This is a genomic window from Synechococcus sp. N26 (genome assembly GCF_900473975.1).
Classification (GTDB): Bacteria; Cyanobacteriota; Cyanobacteriia; order PCC-6307; family Cyanobiaceae; genus Parasynechococcus.
The window spans coordinates 259,040-273,163 of sequence record NZ_UCNM01000007.1; the positions used below are offsets into that span (position 1 = coordinate 259,040).

General features: G+C 60.5%; 20 protein-coding genes and 2 tRNA genes. 11 read left to right on the forward strand and 11 right to left on the reverse strand.

Annotated features, from left to right (window positions below; translation table 11 throughout):
- Nucleotides 1-12: 12 nt before the first annotated feature.
- Nucleotides 13-510, reverse strand: a complete 498-nt coding sequence (locus DXY33_RS06040) for a YajQ family cyclic di-GMP-binding protein (protein WP_006850457.1) — start codon at nucleotides 508-510, stop codon at nucleotides 13-15.
- Nucleotides 511-609: 99 nt separating this feature from the next.
- On the opposite strand from DXY33_RS06040, the gene DXY33_RS06045 reads away from it, so the two are divergent.
- A complete protein-coding gene (locus DXY33_RS06045; RefSeq protein ID WP_170950963.1) occupies nucleotides 610-1,026 on the forward strand; it encodes an MAPEG family protein in 417 nt (138 codons plus the stop codon).
- On the opposite strand, the gene DXY33_RS06050 is transcribed toward DXY33_RS06045, so the two are convergent.
- From DXY33_RS06050 to ebsA, 3 genes are read right to left on the reverse strand one after another with little or no spacing between them, the layout of a single operon-like run.
- Nucleotides 1,027-1,563 carry a hypothetical protein gene (locus DXY33_RS06050; protein ID WP_006851763.1) on the reverse strand — a complete coding sequence of 179 codons (537 nt, stop codon included), beginning with the start codon at nucleotides 1,561-1,563 and terminating at the stop codon, nucleotides 1,027-1,029. It abuts the gene before it with no gap.
- A gap of 16 nt (nucleotides 1,564-1,579) precedes the next feature.
- Nucleotides 1,580-2,677 carry a phosphotransacetylase family protein gene (locus DXY33_RS06055; protein WP_115132263.1) on the reverse strand — a complete coding sequence of 366 codons (1,098 nt, stop codon included), beginning with the start codon at nucleotides 2,675-2,677 and terminating at the stop codon, nucleotides 1,580-1,582.
- A gap of 26 nt (nucleotides 2,678-2,703) precedes the next feature.
- Nucleotides 2,704-3,072, reverse strand: a complete 369-nt coding sequence (gene ebsA / locus DXY33_RS06060) for a type IV pilus biogenesis protein EbsA (RefSeq protein ID WP_115132146.1) — start codon at nucleotides 3,070-3,072, stop codon at nucleotides 2,704-2,706.
- 36 nt (nucleotides 3,073-3,108) lie between these two features.
- On the opposite strand from ebsA, the gene DXY33_RS06065 reads away from it, so the two are divergent.
- Nucleotides 3,109-3,846: an SDR family oxidoreductase gene (locus DXY33_RS06065; protein ID WP_115132147.1), complete on the forward strand. Its 738-nt coding sequence runs from the start codon at nucleotides 3,109-3,111 to the stop codon at nucleotides 3,844-3,846.
- Here the strand turns inward: DXY33_RS06065 and map are convergent.
- The gene (map, locus tag DXY33_RS06070; RefSeq protein WP_115132148.1) at nucleotides 3,827-4,672 is read right to left on the reverse strand and encodes a type I methionyl aminopeptidase; all 846 of its coding nucleotides are present in this window, start codon (nucleotides 4,670-4,672) and stop codon (nucleotides 3,827-3,829) included. The two genes, DXY33_RS06065 and map, sit on opposite strands and share 20 nt — an antisense overlap.
- A 53-nt stretch (nucleotides 4,673-4,725) precedes the next feature.
- Here map and DXY33_RS06075 point away from each other — a divergent pair, with 53 nt between their 5' ends.
- The 6 genes from DXY33_RS06075 to gltX all read left to right on the forward strand — a co-directional run bounded on the left by DXY33_RS06075 (nucleotide 4,726) and on the right by gltX (nucleotide 7,615).
- Nucleotides 4,726-5,013, forward strand: coding sequence for a PepSY domain-containing protein (locus DXY33_RS06075; protein ID WP_115132149.1), 288 nt, complete (start codon nucleotides 4,726-4,728; stop codon nucleotides 5,011-5,013).
- A gap of 25 nt (nucleotides 5,014-5,038) precedes the next feature.
- Nucleotides 5,039-5,512 (forward strand): 50S ribosomal protein L19, encoded by a 474-nt coding sequence (gene rplS, locus DXY33_RS06080; RefSeq protein ID WP_115132150.1) that lies wholly within the window; start codon nucleotides 5,039-5,041, stop codon nucleotides 5,510-5,512.
- A 60-nt stretch (nucleotides 5,513-5,572) separates the two neighbouring features.
- Nucleotides 5,573-5,645: transfer RNA gene (locus DXY33_RS06085), tRNA-Trp, on the forward strand.
- A gap of 37 nt (nucleotides 5,646-5,682) precedes the next feature.
- Nucleotides 5,683-5,871, forward strand: a complete 189-nt coding sequence (locus DXY33_RS06090; protein WP_006043540.1) for a hyperconserved protein Hcp — start codon at nucleotides 5,683-5,685, stop codon at nucleotides 5,869-5,871.
- A 215-nt stretch (nucleotides 5,872-6,086) separates the two neighbouring features.
- A tRNA-Asp gene (locus tag DXY33_RS06095) sits at nucleotides 6,087-6,160 on the forward strand.
- Nucleotides 6,161-6,181: 21 nt separating this feature from the next.
- Nucleotides 6,182-7,615 carry a glutamate--tRNA ligase gene (gene gltX, locus DXY33_RS06100; protein WP_115132151.1) on the forward strand — a complete coding sequence of 478 codons (1,434 nt, stop codon included), beginning with the start codon at nucleotides 6,182-6,184 and terminating at the stop codon, nucleotides 7,613-7,615.
- On the opposite strand, the gene DXY33_RS06105 is transcribed toward gltX, so the two are convergent.
- The 4 genes from DXY33_RS06105 to wecB are packed head-to-tail and all read right to left on the reverse strand — an operon-like array spanning nucleotide 7,559 to nucleotide 10,742.
- Nucleotides 7,559-8,824, reverse strand: a complete 1,266-nt coding sequence (locus DXY33_RS06105) for a sodium:proton antiporter (RefSeq protein ID WP_115132152.1) — start codon at nucleotides 8,822-8,824, stop codon at nucleotides 7,559-7,561. The genes gltX and DXY33_RS06105 overlap by 57 nt on opposite strands.
- The gene (locus DXY33_RS06110) at nucleotides 8,814-9,059 is read right to left on the reverse strand and encodes a hypothetical protein (RefSeq protein WP_115132153.1); all 246 of its coding nucleotides are present in this window, start codon (nucleotides 9,057-9,059) and stop codon (nucleotides 8,814-8,816) included. The genes DXY33_RS06105 and DXY33_RS06110 overlap by 11 nt, the downstream gene beginning before the upstream one ends.
- Entirely contained in the window at nucleotides 9,059-9,661 is a 603-nt protein-coding gene (locus tag DXY33_RS06115) for a DUF1643 domain-containing protein (protein ID WP_115132154.1), read from the reverse strand. The genes DXY33_RS06110 and DXY33_RS06115 overlap by 1 nt, the downstream gene beginning before the upstream one ends.
- On the reverse strand, nucleotides 9,630-10,742 hold the full coding sequence (gene wecB, locus DXY33_RS06120; RefSeq protein ID WP_115132155.1) for a non-hydrolyzing UDP-N-acetylglucosamine 2-epimerase: 1,113 nt from the start codon (nucleotides 10,740-10,742) through the stop codon (nucleotides 9,630-9,632). The genes DXY33_RS06115 and wecB overlap by 32 nt, the downstream gene beginning before the upstream one ends.
- A 97-nt stretch (nucleotides 10,743-10,839) precedes the next feature.
- Here wecB and DXY33_RS06125 point away from each other — a divergent pair, with 97 nt between their 5' ends.
- Nucleotides 10,840-12,024 carry a type IV pilus twitching motility protein PilT gene (locus tag DXY33_RS06125; RefSeq protein WP_115132156.1) on the forward strand — a complete coding sequence of 395 codons (1,185 nt, stop codon included), beginning with the start codon at nucleotides 10,840-10,842 and terminating at the stop codon, nucleotides 12,022-12,024.
- Here DXY33_RS06125 and DXY33_RS06130 read toward each other — a convergent pair whose 3' ends face one another.
- Nucleotides 12,025-12,201 carry a chlorophyll a/b-binding protein gene (locus DXY33_RS06130; protein WP_114988300.1) on the reverse strand — a complete coding sequence of 59 codons (177 nt, stop codon included), beginning with the start codon at nucleotides 12,199-12,201 and terminating at the stop codon, nucleotides 12,025-12,027.
- A 42-nt stretch (nucleotides 12,202-12,243) separates the two neighbouring features.
- Nucleotides 12,244-13,317 (reverse strand): tRNA (adenosine(37)-N6)-threonylcarbamoyltransferase complex transferase subunit TsaD, encoded by a 1,074-nt coding sequence (tsaD, locus tag DXY33_RS06135; RefSeq protein WP_115132157.1) that lies wholly within the window; start codon nucleotides 13,315-13,317, stop codon nucleotides 12,244-12,246.
- 77 nt (nucleotides 13,318-13,394) lie between these two features.
- Between tsaD and DXY33_RS06140 the strand changes: the two genes are divergently transcribed.
- Nucleotides 13,395-13,871 carry a Photosystem I reaction center subunit III gene (locus DXY33_RS06140; protein WP_115132158.1) on the forward strand — a complete coding sequence of 159 codons (477 nt, stop codon included), beginning with the start codon at nucleotides 13,395-13,397 and terminating at the stop codon, nucleotides 13,869-13,871.
- Between the two features lie 32 nt (nucleotides 13,872-13,903).
- Complete coding sequence (gene psaJ / locus DXY33_RS06145; RefSeq protein WP_006850741.1) at nucleotides 13,904-14,020, forward strand: photosystem I reaction center subunit IX; 117 nt, start codon at nucleotides 13,904-13,906, stop codon at nucleotides 14,018-14,020.
- The last annotated feature ends 104 nt before the right edge of the window (nucleotides 14,021-14,124 follow it).

Sequence of the window (14,124 nt, forward strand, 5' to 3'; positions counted from 1 at the left end):
TCTTTCTTTTAATCAGCGATAGTTCTCAAACTGCAGAGGAACATCAAGATCATCCTCCTTACTCTTGACGAGCTGAATCGCGGCTTGCAGATCATCTTTGCTCTTACCGGTGATCCGCACACTTTCACCCTGGATCGCCACCGTCACCTTTTTGAGCTCATCGCGCACCATCTTGCTCAACTTCTTCGCAATCTCCTGACTGAGGCCCTTACGCAGCTTCACCACCTGCTTCACCCGGTTGCCTCCGACGGTTTCAGGTGTTTGAAAATCGAAAATCTTGAGGGAGAGGTTGCGTTTGGTCGCTTTGGTTCGCAGTACATCCTCGACCGCCTGAAGCGTCATATCACTGGCCGTGGTGATCACCAGCTCCGTTTCCTCAAGATCGATCTCGGTGCCGGAATCCTTGAGGTCATAACGGTTGCCAACATCACGACGAACCTGATCAAGGGTGTTCACCAGCTCCTGACGATCAAAGTCAGAGACCACATCGAAGGAATAAGTGCTGGCCATGTCGCAAACCTGTCGATCCTCCAGTTTAGAAACCCATCGATCTCCAGCAGGGTGTGGCCCACCTGAGCCCGTTAGGGTCCCAGGGATTGATTGGATGTCATGAATCCTTCGTTTGCCTGGGCCCTTTGCCTGATGGGAGCCGTCGTGATGGTGAGCATCGTGCTCACCGGTGCCGGACGGGCCAAAGCCGACTTCACCATGGCGGATCTTCAAGCGCCTCGGGCGATGTTTGAACGGCTGCCCGCCTTCGGGCAGCGCGCCGTGTGGGCACAGGAGAACAGCTGGGAAGCACTGACCCTGGGGGCACCGGCCATGCTGTTGTGTCTGATTAGCGGAGTAAGCAGCCCCACGGCCATCGCAGCAGCGTGGATCTGGCCAGGTATCCGATTTGTTTATCTGTTTGCCTATGTTGGCAACATCCCACCCCTGAGGGGACTCTGCTGGGCTACGGGGGTGACTGCCGTTGGCATCTGCTACGTGGAGGGACTGCGGGCCGTGATCAGCGCCGCCGGCTGATCAGTCGAAATACAGAAGGCTCACCACCTTCCCCATGTCCTCAGCAGTTCGTGCACTCGCCAGCAGGGTTTCACTGTCGTGAAATGCGAGACAGATCAACTGATCACAGCGGTTGATGATCTCTTGATTGCACAAACTGCTGGCCATCGGCAAGGGCAGGTCGTCCTGCTCGGGCTTGTCCACAAGGTGCAACACCCGATCCAGGAGATCGCGGATTTCAGGAACCTGCCGATCGAGGCTCTGGGGCAAAAGCACGGTGAGCTTGGAGGGATCCACTTCAAGACACCCGCGAATCACTGCTGCATTCACCCCCTGAGATCCGGATGTGATCAGAGAATGGCCTTCCTGCACCAATGAGCGAGCCACCAATTCGATCAGGTGAACCGCCACAACGGGCACATGGCGGCTACCGAGAATGGCGATCCTTCGTTGGCTTTTGTCCTGAAGCAGAGCGAGTTCCTGCGCAAGCGTGTCAACCCGATCAAGAGCCGGCAGATCCAGTGACTGACCCAAGGAAAACTTGCCGCCTGATTTCATCGGAAGTTAGCAACCATCAAGCGTGCTGCACCGTCAGATTCAATGCATTGAAGAGCTGATCAAGCTTGCAATGCTCCTCCACAAGACGGAAGGCATAGGTGGCCTTCACGGCTTCATGCAGGCGCACATGGCCGAAGGCCTGCTCAATCACCCCCACCGTGGCCAGGGTGTCGTGCTCCACCTTGAGCAAGGGCACATCCAATTCTTCGGCGCGATTGATCAATTGAGGGAGAGGTTCCCCAGCCCCAGTGAGAATCAAACATTGGGTTGAAGCTTCAAGGGCGGCCAGCTGGATGTCGGTGCGATCAGCTCCCGTCACAACAGCCATGTTGCGTCGTTTGCGGAAGAACTCCATGGCGGAATTCACATTCATCGCGCCGATGCTCAGGGTTTCCACCAGCAGTTCCTGCCGTTCCTGGCAACAGATCACCCGGGCATTGAGGCGCCGCACCAACTCGCCGACCGTGACGCTGCGCAGCAAAGGAGAACGGGGCATAACGCCAAACACCTGCAAGCCCAGGCCCTGCAAGGCAGGAACCACCTGTCGCTCCAAGCTGTCGACCTCTTCTGGAGTGACGGCGTTCAGCACCACTCCAACCAGACTGTCACCCAGGGTCTGCTTGGCCGCGAGCAGCGCATCCACACTGCGGCTGTCCTGCCAGAGGTGCACCAGAACGACCTTGGCATCGAGACCTGTGGCCAGCTGCGGAAGGCTGAGGCCGTACAGCAAACCCTCCTGGAGGCTTCCCGCACATTCCAAGAGTGTGAGTCCATCGTCAGACTGAATGCACTGGCGCAGCTCCGCGAAACCTTGGCCAGCGTCCAACTCGCCTTGGCCAAGCCGCTGGGCAGCTGTTGTCGGAGACAGCAGATGCATCGAAGGAATCAAACGCTCAGGCGGCAGATTCAGCGTTTCACCAACAAATCGAACGTCGTCGTCGATGAGTGGTTGAGGCAACGGCCCCTGGTTCGGATCCCAGTCCAGGCTTGTGGCCAGGGGCTTTCCGAACCTGATCTGCTGTCCGGCACGGGCGAGCTGCTGAGCAATTCCAAGAACAAGGGCCGACTTCCCACTGAACGGCTCACACGATCCGATCAACAGTGTCGTTCCCATGGAGGTGATGCCTGACACCACTGAATCTAGGCTTGTTCCGGAGCATCTCCGCGCTCGATCAACAACCACTGCCAGAACCCATTGGGCAAATCGGGCTCCGATGGCTGCAGATGGGAACAATCCATCAACAAGACCACCAGCTGATGAGTGGTGACGGCGAAATCAAAATCTCCCTCGGGATGACCGGGAAAACGAAGCTGACAGTCCAGCCTCTCCATCGGTGCAGCGACCCCATTCCAGCGGAGTTCGTAGGGGTGTCCATCGCTTCCGGCCACCGGACGCCGCCCCTGCAGTGCGCCCCGCCCCAAGATCTGCAGGGCTGCGGATAGATCCTGCTCGCGACTGGCGCCACCGCAGTAGGGAGCGAACAGAACCAGTTGGGCGGCATCTGACACAGCTGGTGCTTGATTCGTGCTCCGCTCGTTTCAAGGATGCCCCAAGCTGGCCCCATGGCCCAGTCCCCCTTTCTCGGCAAACGGATCGGCATCACAGGCGCTCGTGGAGCCCTCGGCGCGGCCCTGGCCCGTTGCTTCCGTTCCGCAGGCGCCCACGTCGTCGGTTTCACCCACGGATCCATACCTCCAGAGCAAGCGGAAGGCCCACACCGTTGGGTGAGCTGGAGCTGCGGAGACGAAGCCAGCCTGGACGCCGATCTGGAGGAGCTCGATGTTCTGGTGCTGAACCACGGGATCAATCCTCAAGGCGGCCAAAGCCCTGATGTGATCAATCAGGCGCTGGAGATCAACACCTTGAGCAGCTGGAGGCTGATGCAGCGATTTGAGGACATCAGCAGAGCATCGCCGCAGGCTGATCCGAGGGAGGTGTGGATCAACACCTCAGAGGCTGAAATTCAGCCTGCCGTCAGTCCCGTGTATGAACTCACCAAGCGAATGCTGGGGCAACTGGTGAGCATCCGCGGTGCGGTGCTTGATGCCACCGGACGAGAAGCCCTGATCCTGCGCAAGCTGGTGCTCGGGCCCTTTCGCTCATCGCTCAATCCGATCGGGGTGATGGGCGCCGATTTCGTCGCAAGCCAAGTGCTTCGCCAGGCGAGCTGGGGATTTCGCCTGGTGATCGTGACACCAAACCCACTGACGTATGTCTTGATGCCTCTGACCGAGCTTGGACGGCGGTTCTACAGCCGGATCCTCAGTCGCCCCGATCGGTAAGGATCTCGCATCCATCACTGGTCACCAGAACGGTGTGCTCCCACTGCGCCGAGAGAGAGCCGTCGCGAGTGACGACAGTCCACTGATCACGCAAGGTGCGGCAGGCCTTGCTGCCGGCATTGAGGATGGGCTCAATCGCCAGGGTCATGCCAGGACGCAGGGTGACGTTGGGGAGCTCGTCGGTGCGGAAATTGAACACGGAAGGTTCTTCGTGCAGGTTCCGGCCGACACCGTGACCGGTGTAATCCTCCACAACACTGAACCCGTTGGCCTTGACGTGGTCTTCAACGGCTCCAGCGATATCCAGCAAGGTGTTACCTGCTTTGACCTGGCTCAGACCAGCCATCAAGGCTTCCTTGGCAACACGGCTCAAGGTCTGTGCTTCCTGGGATGCATCTCCCACGCAGATCGTGATGCAGCTGTCGCCGTGGTAGCCCTCGAAATAGGCGCCGGTATCCACCTTCAGCAGATCGCCCTGGCGGATCACACGCTTCGAACTGGGGATGCCATGCACCACTTCGTTGTTGATGCTGGCGCAGATGCTCGCCGGAAAACCGTGATAGCCCTTGAAACTTGGGGTCGCCCCCATCTCTCGAATGCGTTTTTCCGCATAGGCATCAATATCTCCCGTCGTCTGACCTGGCTCCACCATTCCCATCACCTCCCGCAGCACGGTGGCGACGATGTGGCTGGCCTGGCGCATGATCTTCACTTCACGGGCTGATTTGATCTCAACGCCGCGACGCTTCTGAATGCGCGGGCCCGTCGCCGTCACTTGCCCCTGCGCTGCCTGGGTGGATGCCAGAAGATCAGCAAAGAGATTCATGGCTTAGCCCAATATCCGTCACGCTATCAACAGCAACCGAATTGATGCCGGTCATGTCGCTGCTTGCGCGCTTGCGGGAACTGCATCGAAGCGTTGCACCCTTCGTTCTGGCGCCCTTGTTGGTGACGATGTTCTCCGGTGTCAGTTACCGCCTGGCCCGGGACTGGTTCGGAGCCAGCCGAGACCAGGTTCACTGGTTAATGGTCGTGCACGAGGGGGAATGGCTTGGTTCCACCCTGGAACCGGTCGTCGTTCTTCTCAACGCCATCGGCCTGCTGTGGATGCTCATCACAGGCATAGGGCTCCTGATGGAGCGATGGCGTCGAAAGGTACACTCATAGTTTGGCGATTCAACGCGGAGCTGGGATGGCAGCCGATTCGAAGGACACAGCGGTGACCGACGACAACACCGAAACGGCTGTGGAAACAGCACCTGAGGCAGCGGCGAAGGCCAGCAATGCTTCCGGTGCCCCTGCCAAGAAACTGAGCCCTGAAGCTCTGATTCGCTCCTTTGAGTCGTCTCAGCAGAAGAATGATCTCCCTGAGATCTACGTGGGCGACACCGTGCGCGTTGGTGTTCGCATCAGCGAGGGCAACAAGGAGCGTGTTCAGCCCTACGAAGGCGTGGTGATTTCCAAGCGCCATGGTGGACTTAACCAGACCATCACCGTGCGCCGGATTTTCCAGGGCATCGGCGTTGAGCGGGTGTTCATGCTGCACAGCCCCCAGGTGGCTTCCATCAAGGTGGAACGGCGCGGTAAAGTGCGCAGGGCGAAGCTTTTCTATCTGCGGGAACGGGTGGGCAAGGCCACCCGCGTGAAGCAGCGCTTCGATCGCTGAGGTTTCGACCTCGTTCAATCAGTTGCCAACTTCAACGTTGGCTGAGGGGTACATCGCCTTGCGCCGTTAGTTCAGTTGGTAGAACGCAGGTCTCCAAAACCTGATGTCGGGGGTTCGAGTCCTCCACGGCGCGTCCGATGTTCCCCTCGTGCAGTTTCCCGGTTCTGAGCATGGAGTTGGATCTTCAACCTGGTGATGTTGTGAAGGTGTTGGAGTCAGCCGCCCTCGGCTGGGTCCGTGCCCGAGTGATACGCGTCAAGTCCGGCGGCCGTGTGGTCGTTCAGAGTGATCAAGGGCGTGAATTCACAGCCCGCGGCAATCAGGTTCGGCTCATCGAACCTGCAGGATTCCGTCCCTGAATTGTTGGTTATTCGGTGTTGAGCCGATGTATTCCCTCATGTCCCGGCGACTCTGTCGTCGGGATTTTTTGTGGTGGCGCCCGCATGACAAAACCAGGCTGATCCATGGCTCAGTTGTTGACGGAGGGCAGGGCGACAGTTGATACTGATCAGGTCGCGCAAGCGACACAGATCAGATTCTTCGGAGCGCGTCTCGCGAGTTCTGAATCAGATCTGGGACCGTAGTTCAACCGGTTAGAGCACCGCCCTGTCACGGCGGAAGTTGCGGGTTCGAATCCCGTCGGTCCCGTTCTCACCACCAAGAGCCACGATGGTGCGCGTTCGATTGGCCCCCAGCCCGACGGGCACGCTCCATATTGGAACGGCGCGAACCGCTGTTTTCAATTGGCTCTACGCCAAGCACGAGCAAGGCGCTTTCGTGCTGCGCATTGAAGACACCGACAAGGAGCGGTCCAAGCCCGAGTACACCCAGAACATTCTCGAAGGCTTGCAGTGGCTCGGGATCGATTGGGACGAGGAACCCGTCATCCAGAGCGAACGGGTGGGGCAGCACCGTGATGCCATACAGACCCTGCTCGATCGGGGACTGGCCTACCGCTGCTACGCCAGCGAAACGGAACTCACGGCCATGCGCGATGCGCAGAAAGCGGCCAATCAAGCCCCGCGCTACGACAACCGCCACAGGTCTCTGACCCCCGAGCAAGAGCAGGCGTTTCAGGCAGAAGGCCGTGAAGCGGTGATTCGTTTTCGCATCGATGACGCTGCCGAAATTCGCTGGAATGATCTGGTGCGTGGCGCCATGAGCTGGCGAGGCTCAGACCTTGGCGGAGACATGGTGATTGCCCGTCGCGCCCCGGCGGATCAAATCGGCGACCCCCTCTACAACCTTGTTGTTGTGGTGGATGACGCCGCGATGGACATCACCCATGTGATCCGCGGTGAAGATCACATTGCCAACACCGCCAAGCAACTGCTCCTCTACGAAGCGCTGGGCCTGCCCTTGCCGACCTTTGCCCACGCTCCTCTCATCCTCAATGCCGAGGGACGCAAGCTCTCAAAACGGGATGGGGTGACCTCCATCAACGACTTCCGCGCCATGGGCTACACCCCTGACGCCATCGCCAACTACATGACCTTGTTGGGGTGGTCCGTACCGGAGGGCATGGAGGAACGGTTCAGCTTGCGTGAGGCCGCAGCCGTTTTTGGTTTCGACCGCGTCAACAAAGCCGGGGCGCGTTTCGATTGGGACAAGCTCAACTGGCTGAATGCCCAGGTTCTGCATGGCTGGACGGCGGACCATCTTCTAGAGGAACTGACGCCGCTGTGGACCGAACGCGGTTGGACCCCTCCCAGCGACAAGAGCTGGTGCCTGGACCTCTGCGCCTTGCTGGGGCCATCCCTCACCTTGCTCAAAGATGGCGTCGATCAGGCGGAACCGTTCTTTGATCGTCCGGAGCTCCAGGACGATGCCCTCGAGCAACTCGCGATCGAAGGAGCCAAGGCAGCCATTGCGGACCTGCTTCAGCGGCTCGAGAACAACCCTTGGGACGGCAGCGACGTTGATCAAGCCAAGGCTTGGCTGGGGGATGCCGCCAAAGCAGCCGGTGTGAAAAAAGGGGTTGTGATGAAGTCACTGCGCGCCGCTCTGCTGGGGCGTCTTCAAGGCCCCGATCTGATCACCACCTGGTCATTGCTGGCCCGAATCGGTGAGGACCTGCCGCGTCTGCGCCGCTGCCTCGGCTGAGGCAGGCTGGTCATCCTCGGCTTTGACCAGGCCAAGAGCCTGAGCCAACGGCTGAGCCGTGAGGCCCTGGAGACCAACGGTCATCAGGATGGTGAGGAACACCAACCCCTGAAGGCGTCCTGCCCCCAGGATGCCGGCCTGCTCCAAGCGAATCGCGAAAAGAGAGGCCACCGCTGCGGTGACGATGCCTCGCGGAGCGAGCCAACCCAAGAACAGCCGTTGTTCAAGCTTGTAGGGCAACCCGATGGTGGCCAGACCTACGCCGATCGGACGCACCACGAGCATCAACGACAGCACACAGAGGATGCCGCCCCAACCCAGCGGACTGAGTTCAGCCCAGGAGACGTCAGCAGCCAGCAGCGGAAACAGCATCGTGATCGCCAACTGCGCCAGTTCCTGAATCAAACCATCCAATTCAGCGGTGTGGGGGCCTGGACGTCGACCCACAACGATGCCCGCCGCCACCGATGCAGGCAGGGCGGATTCCGGCAGAAGCCACTCACTGACGCCATACATCAGAAACAGCAAACCCAGACTGAGCTGAAGCGGGAGCCCCTTCAACTGATCGGGTTTGAGCCGTCGCAGCAGTTCTGACAGCAGCCAGCCGACGCTCGCGCCAATCAGCACACCACCGCCCAATCGATACAGCAGGCCGAGCATCACCTCCCGCCAGCCATGCAGGTTGCCAAGGACAAGCTCCAACAGCAGAAGGGCTAAAACGGCGCCGATGGGCTCAAGCACCAGTCCCTCAGCCTCCAGGACTTCGCCCAGAGGAGGTGCGAGCCGAATTTGACGCACCAGGGGTGTGACCACCGTTGGCCCCGTGGCCAGCACGATGGCACTGAACACAGCCGCAAGCGACCAGCTGAGGCCCGCAAGCCAATGGGCCGCCAACAGACCGCCTCCCAGGGAGATCAACAGACGCAGGGCTGCGATGCGCTGCACCGTTGCCTTGATCGTGTCTCCAGGCAGACGCAGATTCAGGCCGCCATCGAACAGCACCAGGCTGACAAGAAGACCCACCACGGTTCCAAGCCCGGAGCCGAGATCAAGAGGTTCCACCCAACCCAGACCAGAGCGACCGATCAGCAGCCCCGACAGGAGCAGCAACACCACCCCAGGAAATTCCGACTTGGCCGCCAGAAAACGAGCTGCAGCACCCGAGGAAACCGTGACGCCCCAGAGGAGGCCCAGACGCTCAGGCGTCATCGACAGAGGAGAACTGAGGTTCCACGCGCACGCCGATCACCGCTTGGGGGCGTACGACCAGATACTCGCCCTCCAGATCACTGAGGGGAACGTTGACGAAACCGCCCTGGTTCTCGGCATTGACCACCCCTTGGTACCACTCCTGGAAGGTCTCGAGTTTCGGAAAAAACACCCGTTCGGTTTGCCCTCCCACAAGGTGGAGATGGACGACGTAGCGGCGGGGCGTACGGGACATCAGCGCGGAAAGACATCCATCACGGTCCCCACAGGATGACGGATCGGTTCCGGGTCTGCCCAGAGAAAAGGGCGAAGGCAGGCGTTGCGCGGGGCATAAAGCGGATGGCGCGGTTGCCCCGAGGCCGTCTGCCCCAGTATCAGCGGATGCGGCGAGTCGGGAACGGAGCGTCGGCGGTGCGGCAGCAAACGCTGAATGGTCCCAAGAACCAGCTGAGCCCGGTCCCATCGCGCCCCATTCGCCCCCCATCCACACCAGAGATCAACCCCAGATGTTCGAGACCAGTGGTTGAACCAGCGGTTCAAGATCGCGTCGTTCTGCTCACCGATGGGGTCCTTCACCCGCAGCAGCGCCGCCGGAGACGGCGACATCCGGGCGAACAGATTCAGCACCAGCAAGTCCCGATATCCCCATTGCCTGGCGAAGCCGATCAAACGGCGCAGGGTCGGATCATCACGCTGGCCATCAGCTCTCGAGGGATTCAGACCCACGAAAAGGAGGCACCCTTTGCCGGCACCCAGGCAGCGCCGCAGCCACCAGCGGTAACAGCCATCGCTGCTGAGGGATGCTTCAGACCCCGAGCTTTCGTCGACAGCGTTCAAGGATGCGTTCGCTGGCGTGACCATCGCCGAAGGGGTTAACGGCGCGGGACATCTCTTGATAGGCCGTGGCATCCCCAAGCAGCCGCGAGGTCTCCTCCAGGATCACATCGGGCTCGGTGCCCACCAGCCGGGCGGTGCCCGCATCAACGGCCTCCGGCCGCTCTGTGGTTCGCCGCAGAACCAGCACGGGTTTGCCGAGCGCAGGGGCTTCCTCCTGGAGACCACCGGAATCGGTGAGCAACAGGCAGCAAGCTTTCATCGCTGCAACAAGACGGTCGTAGTCCAGAGGTTCGGTCAGAACGACTCGGGGATGGCTTCCAAGCAGGGCCTGCAGCGGTTCACGCACCGTCGGGTTGCGGTGCATCGGCAGCAGAAGCGCCGTGTCGGGGTAGCGCTCAAGCACCTGCAGCATTCCTGCAGCGATGTCGTGCAGCCGCTCACCCCAGTTTTCACGGCGATGCACCGTGGCGAGGATCACCCTCTGTTGATCCCAGTTGAGGCCATCAAACTGAACATCCGGCGCCGATTCCGCCATCAACAACAAGGCATCGATCACGGTGTTGCCGGTCACGGCGATCTCCCCGACCACCCCGGATGCTTTCAGGTTGGATTCAGCCTTGAGCGTCGGCGCGAAATGAAGGGTTGCTATCTGAGAAAGGAGCCGACGGTTGGCTTCTTCTGGGAAGGGATCCAGAAGATTGTCAGTACGCAGGCCGGCCTCCACATGACCAACAGGGATCTGCTCGTAAAACGCAGCCAAACCAGCGGCAAACGCCGTGGTGGTGTCGCCCTGCACCAGAACCAACTGCGGCGAATAGGCCTGAAAGTCTTCCCGCAGCCCTTGCAGCGCAGCACAGGTGACATGCGTCAGGGTCTGACGGGGTGCCATCAGATTGAGATCCTGATCCGCCTGGAGATGGAACAGATCCATCACTTGGCCCACCATTTCGCGGTGCTGACCGGTCAGGACGACACGGGTCTGCAATGCATCACAGGCTTGAAACGTCCGGATGACCGGAGCCAGCTTGATCGCCTCCGGACGCGTTCCCAGAACGATCGTGACGCGGGGCTGTTCAGCCATTCCATCCAGACGGACCGCTGGAGTTTACGGGCGTTAACCCGGAGAGAACAGTGAGAAATCCTTGCCAGTTCCGGCATCGAGACGATCCTGAAAACAGATCCCTTGCCATAAACGTGGCTCAGCCGGTTTCCCCCCCAGCTTCCCGCCGCGCCCAACCGCATCCCGTAGCCCAGAAGGACTTCGGGAGGCTCACAACCCGGCGCCCCGATCCGCTGCAGATGGCTCTCCAAGCCTCGAAGAGATCGTGCGCATCGCCCATGATGCCGGCCATTCCGATGTCCACCTGGGGGTTGGGGAAGTGCCGCGCTACCGGGCCCGGGAAGACATGCAGGGCGCGGATTGGCCGGTCACCCGCGCCGAGGTCTTTCAGGGATGGCTCCAGGAAATCCTGACGCCACAGCAGATCGATGGCTTCAACCGCGACAAGGAATTTGACGGCTCCCATGCCTTCCCCTTCGTGCGCGTGCGCATCAACCTGATGGATTCACTGCGGGGCCCAGCGATGGTGCTGCGCCTGATTCCGCAGACGATCCTCACCATGGAGCAGCTGAATCTCCCCAGCGTGCTGGAGAGCCTCGCGGCCCGTCCGAAGGGACTGATCCTGGTGACCGGACCGACAGGGTCCGGCAAAAGCACAACCCTGGCGGCCATGATCGATTGGATCAACCGCAACGAGGCACGCCACATCCTCACGATCGAGGATCCCGTCGAGTTCGTGCACGAGAGCCGCAAGTCCCTCATCCGGCACCGGGAAGTGGGGTTGCACACCCTCAGATTCCACAACGCCCTGAGGGCGGCCCTGCGGGAAGACCCCGATGTGATTCTGGTGGGCGAAATCCGGGATCAGGAAACCCTTTCCACGGCCCTGGAAGCGGCCCAGACCGGCCACCTGGTGTTCGGAACCCTGCACACCAACTCTGCAGTGAAGACCGTGGAACGGGTTCTCGGCATGTATCCGCCTGAAGAGCAGGAGAGTGTGCGCCGTTCGTTGTCCGAATCGCTGCTGGGGGTGGTCGCCCAGGGATTGATCAAGACAACAGATGCAAAACGGACGGCGTATCACGACATCCTGATCAACACCGACGCCTGCAAGGACTACATCCAGCCGGGGGCGCTCGATGAGGTGGAGGAGATCATGGAGCGCAGCGGATTCGATGGGATGGTGACCACCAATCAATCGCTGTTGGCCCTGGTGGAGGCGGGTCGCATTGACGGCGATCAAGCGGTTGCCATCAGCCTCAAACCCAACGAGCTGGCTCAGGCCCTGCGGGGCAGAAGCTGATCAGCCACCGCTGAACACACGCACCAAAAGAACAACAGCGATCCCTGCGGAGAGGCCGATCATCGCCAGACGGCCGTTCCAGATTTCGGCCTGTGGAGTGAAGCCACGCTTCCAGGCGTTCAGCTCATCAGCCTCCACGGGCTCCGGAGCATCGGGTCTGGTTTCCGGTTGGTCCACGACGCAGAGACCGAACAGTGCCTTCAAGCCTAAAAGGCTTACCTAGAAGGGTGGGTCTGGTGTGTAAAGCGCATCGGCCTGATCCAAGGGCCAGCGGGCGGCTACACCTGATTCAAGAGAGGTGCATTCCGTGTTCTGGTCCAGACGCAGCAAGGCCGCAGCTCCGATCATGGCGGCGTTGTCGGTGCAGAAGCCCAGGGGAGCGATGGAGACCGCTATACCCCGCTGCTTCCCCTGTTCGAGCATGCTTTGGCGCAAGCGACGGTTCGCTGCGACGCCCCCAACCATCACCAGTTGCTGAACACCATGGTCTTCAGCACAGCGAAGACTGCGCTGCACCAGAACATCGGCCACCACCTGTTCGAAACTGGCGGCCAGGTCGGCAAGAGGCAGCGGATTAGGGTTTTGCCGCAAAGTTTCCACAGTGCGGAGCATGGCGGTCTTCAGACCACTGAAGGAAAAGTCGTAGGGGTGAAAACCGCCGCCCGGCAATGAAATCCGCCCCTTGGGCAGGCGAAAGCGCGTTGCATCACCCGTTTCGGAAACAGCCTGAATGGCAGGACCTCCGGGGTATCCCAGACCAAGCAGGCGGGCCACCTTGTCGAAAGCCTCTCCAGCGGCATCGTCATGGCTTCGGCCGAGCCGCGTCATCCCGCCGTCGTCAGCCACCAGGATCAGCTCCGTGTGGCCCCCGCTCACAAGCAACACCAGATAAGGAGCTTGCGGTGGGGCATCCCCAAGCATCACCGAGGCCAGATGGCCCTCCAGGTGATGAACGCCGAGAAAGGGGCGCTGATGCAGCGCAGCAAGGGTGCGACCCGTCACCGAGGCCACCATCAGAGCCCCGGCCAGACCTGGAGTGATCGTGGCCGCGATGGCATCCAGCTGCCCCAGAGCGACACCCGCCTCGTCAACCACGGTCTCCACCAGCCCCGGCAGGGCCTCAACGTGGCGACGCGAAGCGATTTCGGGCACAACACCACCCCAACGGGCATGCTCTTCAACCTGAGATGCAATCCGCGACGCCAGAACCTCGATTCGCCCATCCGCGTGACGGCTCAGGACCGCTGCAGCGGACTCGTCACAACTTGTTTCGAGGGCAAGCACTGCATGCATCGAAGCGATGCGCCTCCCCTACTGTCCGACTTGTGACATCTTGCCCTTTCGGGGCACCGTTCAGAGGAATTGTTCCGATGCGTCGTCTCTTCGCCGTCGTGCTTTCAGCACTCCTGGTGTTCGGCTTCGCCCCCGTCGCCAAGGCGGATGTGGCTGGCCTCACCCCCTGCTCAGAAAGCGCCCGCTTCCAGCAGCGTGCTGCCGCTGCCAACACGCCTCAGGCCAAAGCTCGCTTCGAGATGTACAGCCAGGCCTCCTGTGGTGAGGATGGCCTTCCCCACCTGATCGTCGATGGCCGCTGGAGCCACGCCGGTGATTTTGTGTATCCCGGGATCATGTTCCTGTACGTCGCCGGCTGCATCGGCTGGGCCGGTCGTGAGTACCTGAAAGCAACTCGCGGCAAGAATGCTGCCCAGTACGAAATCTTCATCGATCGCAGCATCGCCATCAAGAGCCTTCTGGCTGCTGCCACCTGGCCTCTGGCTGCTTTCGGTGAATTCACCAACGGCAAGCTGCTCGAAGACGACAGCAAGGTGACTGTTTCACCACGCTGATTCAAACGACTTCAACCATTGCCCCCTCAACAATGAACAAGTTTCTGACCGCAGCTCCAGTGGTTGCAGCCATTTGGTTCACCGCCACCGCAGGAATCCTGATCGAGTGGAACCGCTTCTTCCCCGATCTTCTCTTCCACCCGATGTGAATCTGGGTTGATTTTCTAGAGGCAAGGGAACCTTCGGGTTCCCTTTTTTTGTGCCTGCCCCCGTTGCGAAAGTCAGGGTTGCGACGATCAGCGTTGCAAAAAGC

What these genes read in the sequence shown, in the direction of transcription:
- DXY33_RS06065 (WP_115132147.1), top strand. Translation starts at nt 3,109, where the DNA reads ATGCCCCAAGCTGGCCCCATGGCCCAGTCCCCCTTTCTCGGCAAACGG.
- DXY33_RS06055 (WP_115132263.1), bottom strand. Translation starts at nt 2,677, where the DNA reads ATGGGAACGACACTGTTGATCGGATCGTGTGAGCCGTTCAGTGGGAAG.
- wecB (WP_115132155.1), bottom strand. Translation starts at nt 10,742, where the DNA reads ATGGCTGAACAGCCCCGCGTCACGATCGTTCTGGGAACGCGTCCGGAG.
- DXY33_RS06105 (WP_115132152.1), bottom strand. Translation starts at nt 8,824, where the DNA reads ATGACGCCTGAGCGTCTGGGCCTCCTCTGGGGCGTCACGGTTTCCTCG.
- DXY33_RS06040 (WP_006850457.1), bottom strand. Translation starts at nt 510, where the DNA reads ATGGCCAGCACTTATTCCTTCGATGTGGTCTCTGACTTTGATCGTCAG.
- rplS (WP_115132150.1), top strand. Translation starts at nt 5,039, where the DNA reads ATGGCAGCCGATTCGAAGGACACAGCGGTGACCGACGACAACACCGAA.
- DXY33_RS06140 (WP_115132158.1), top strand. Translation starts at nt 13,395, where the DNA reads ATGCGTCGTCTCTTCGCCGTCGTGCTTTCAGCACTCCTGGTGTTCGGC.
- DXY33_RS06090 (WP_006043540.1), top strand. Translation starts at nt 5,683, where the DNA reads ATGGAGTTGGATCTTCAACCTGGTGATGTTGTGAAGGTGTTGGAGTCA.
- map (WP_115132148.1), bottom strand. Translation starts at nt 4,672, where the DNA reads ATGAATCTCTTTGCTGATCTTCTGGCATCCACCCAGGCAGCGCAGGGG.
- gltX (WP_115132151.1), top strand. Translation starts at nt 6,182, where the DNA reads ATGGTGCGCGTTCGATTGGCCCCCAGCCCGACGGGCACGCTCCATATT.
- DXY33_RS06045 (WP_170950963.1), top strand. Translation starts at nt 610, where the DNA reads ATGAATCCTTCGTTTGCCTGGGCCCTTTGCCTGATGGGAGCCGTCGTG.
- psaJ (WP_006850741.1), top strand. Translation starts at nt 13,904, where the DNA reads ATGAACAAGTTTCTGACCGCAGCTCCAGTGGTTGCAGCCATTTGGTTC.
- DXY33_RS06075 (WP_115132149.1), top strand. Translation starts at nt 4,726, where the DNA reads ATGTCGCTGCTTGCGCGCTTGCGGGAACTGCATCGAAGCGTTGCACCC.
- DXY33_RS06050 (WP_006851763.1), bottom strand. Translation starts at nt 1,563, where the DNA reads ATGAAATCAGGCGGCAAGTTTTCCTTGGGTCAGTCACTGGATCTGCCG.
- tsaD (WP_115132157.1), bottom strand. Translation starts at nt 13,317, where the DNA reads ATGCATGCAGTGCTTGCCCTCGAAACAAGTTGTGACGAGTCCGCTGCA.
- DXY33_RS06110 (WP_115132153.1), bottom strand. Translation starts at nt 9,059, where the DNA reads ATGTCCCGTACGCCCCGCCGCTACGTCGTCCATCTCCACCTTGTGGGA.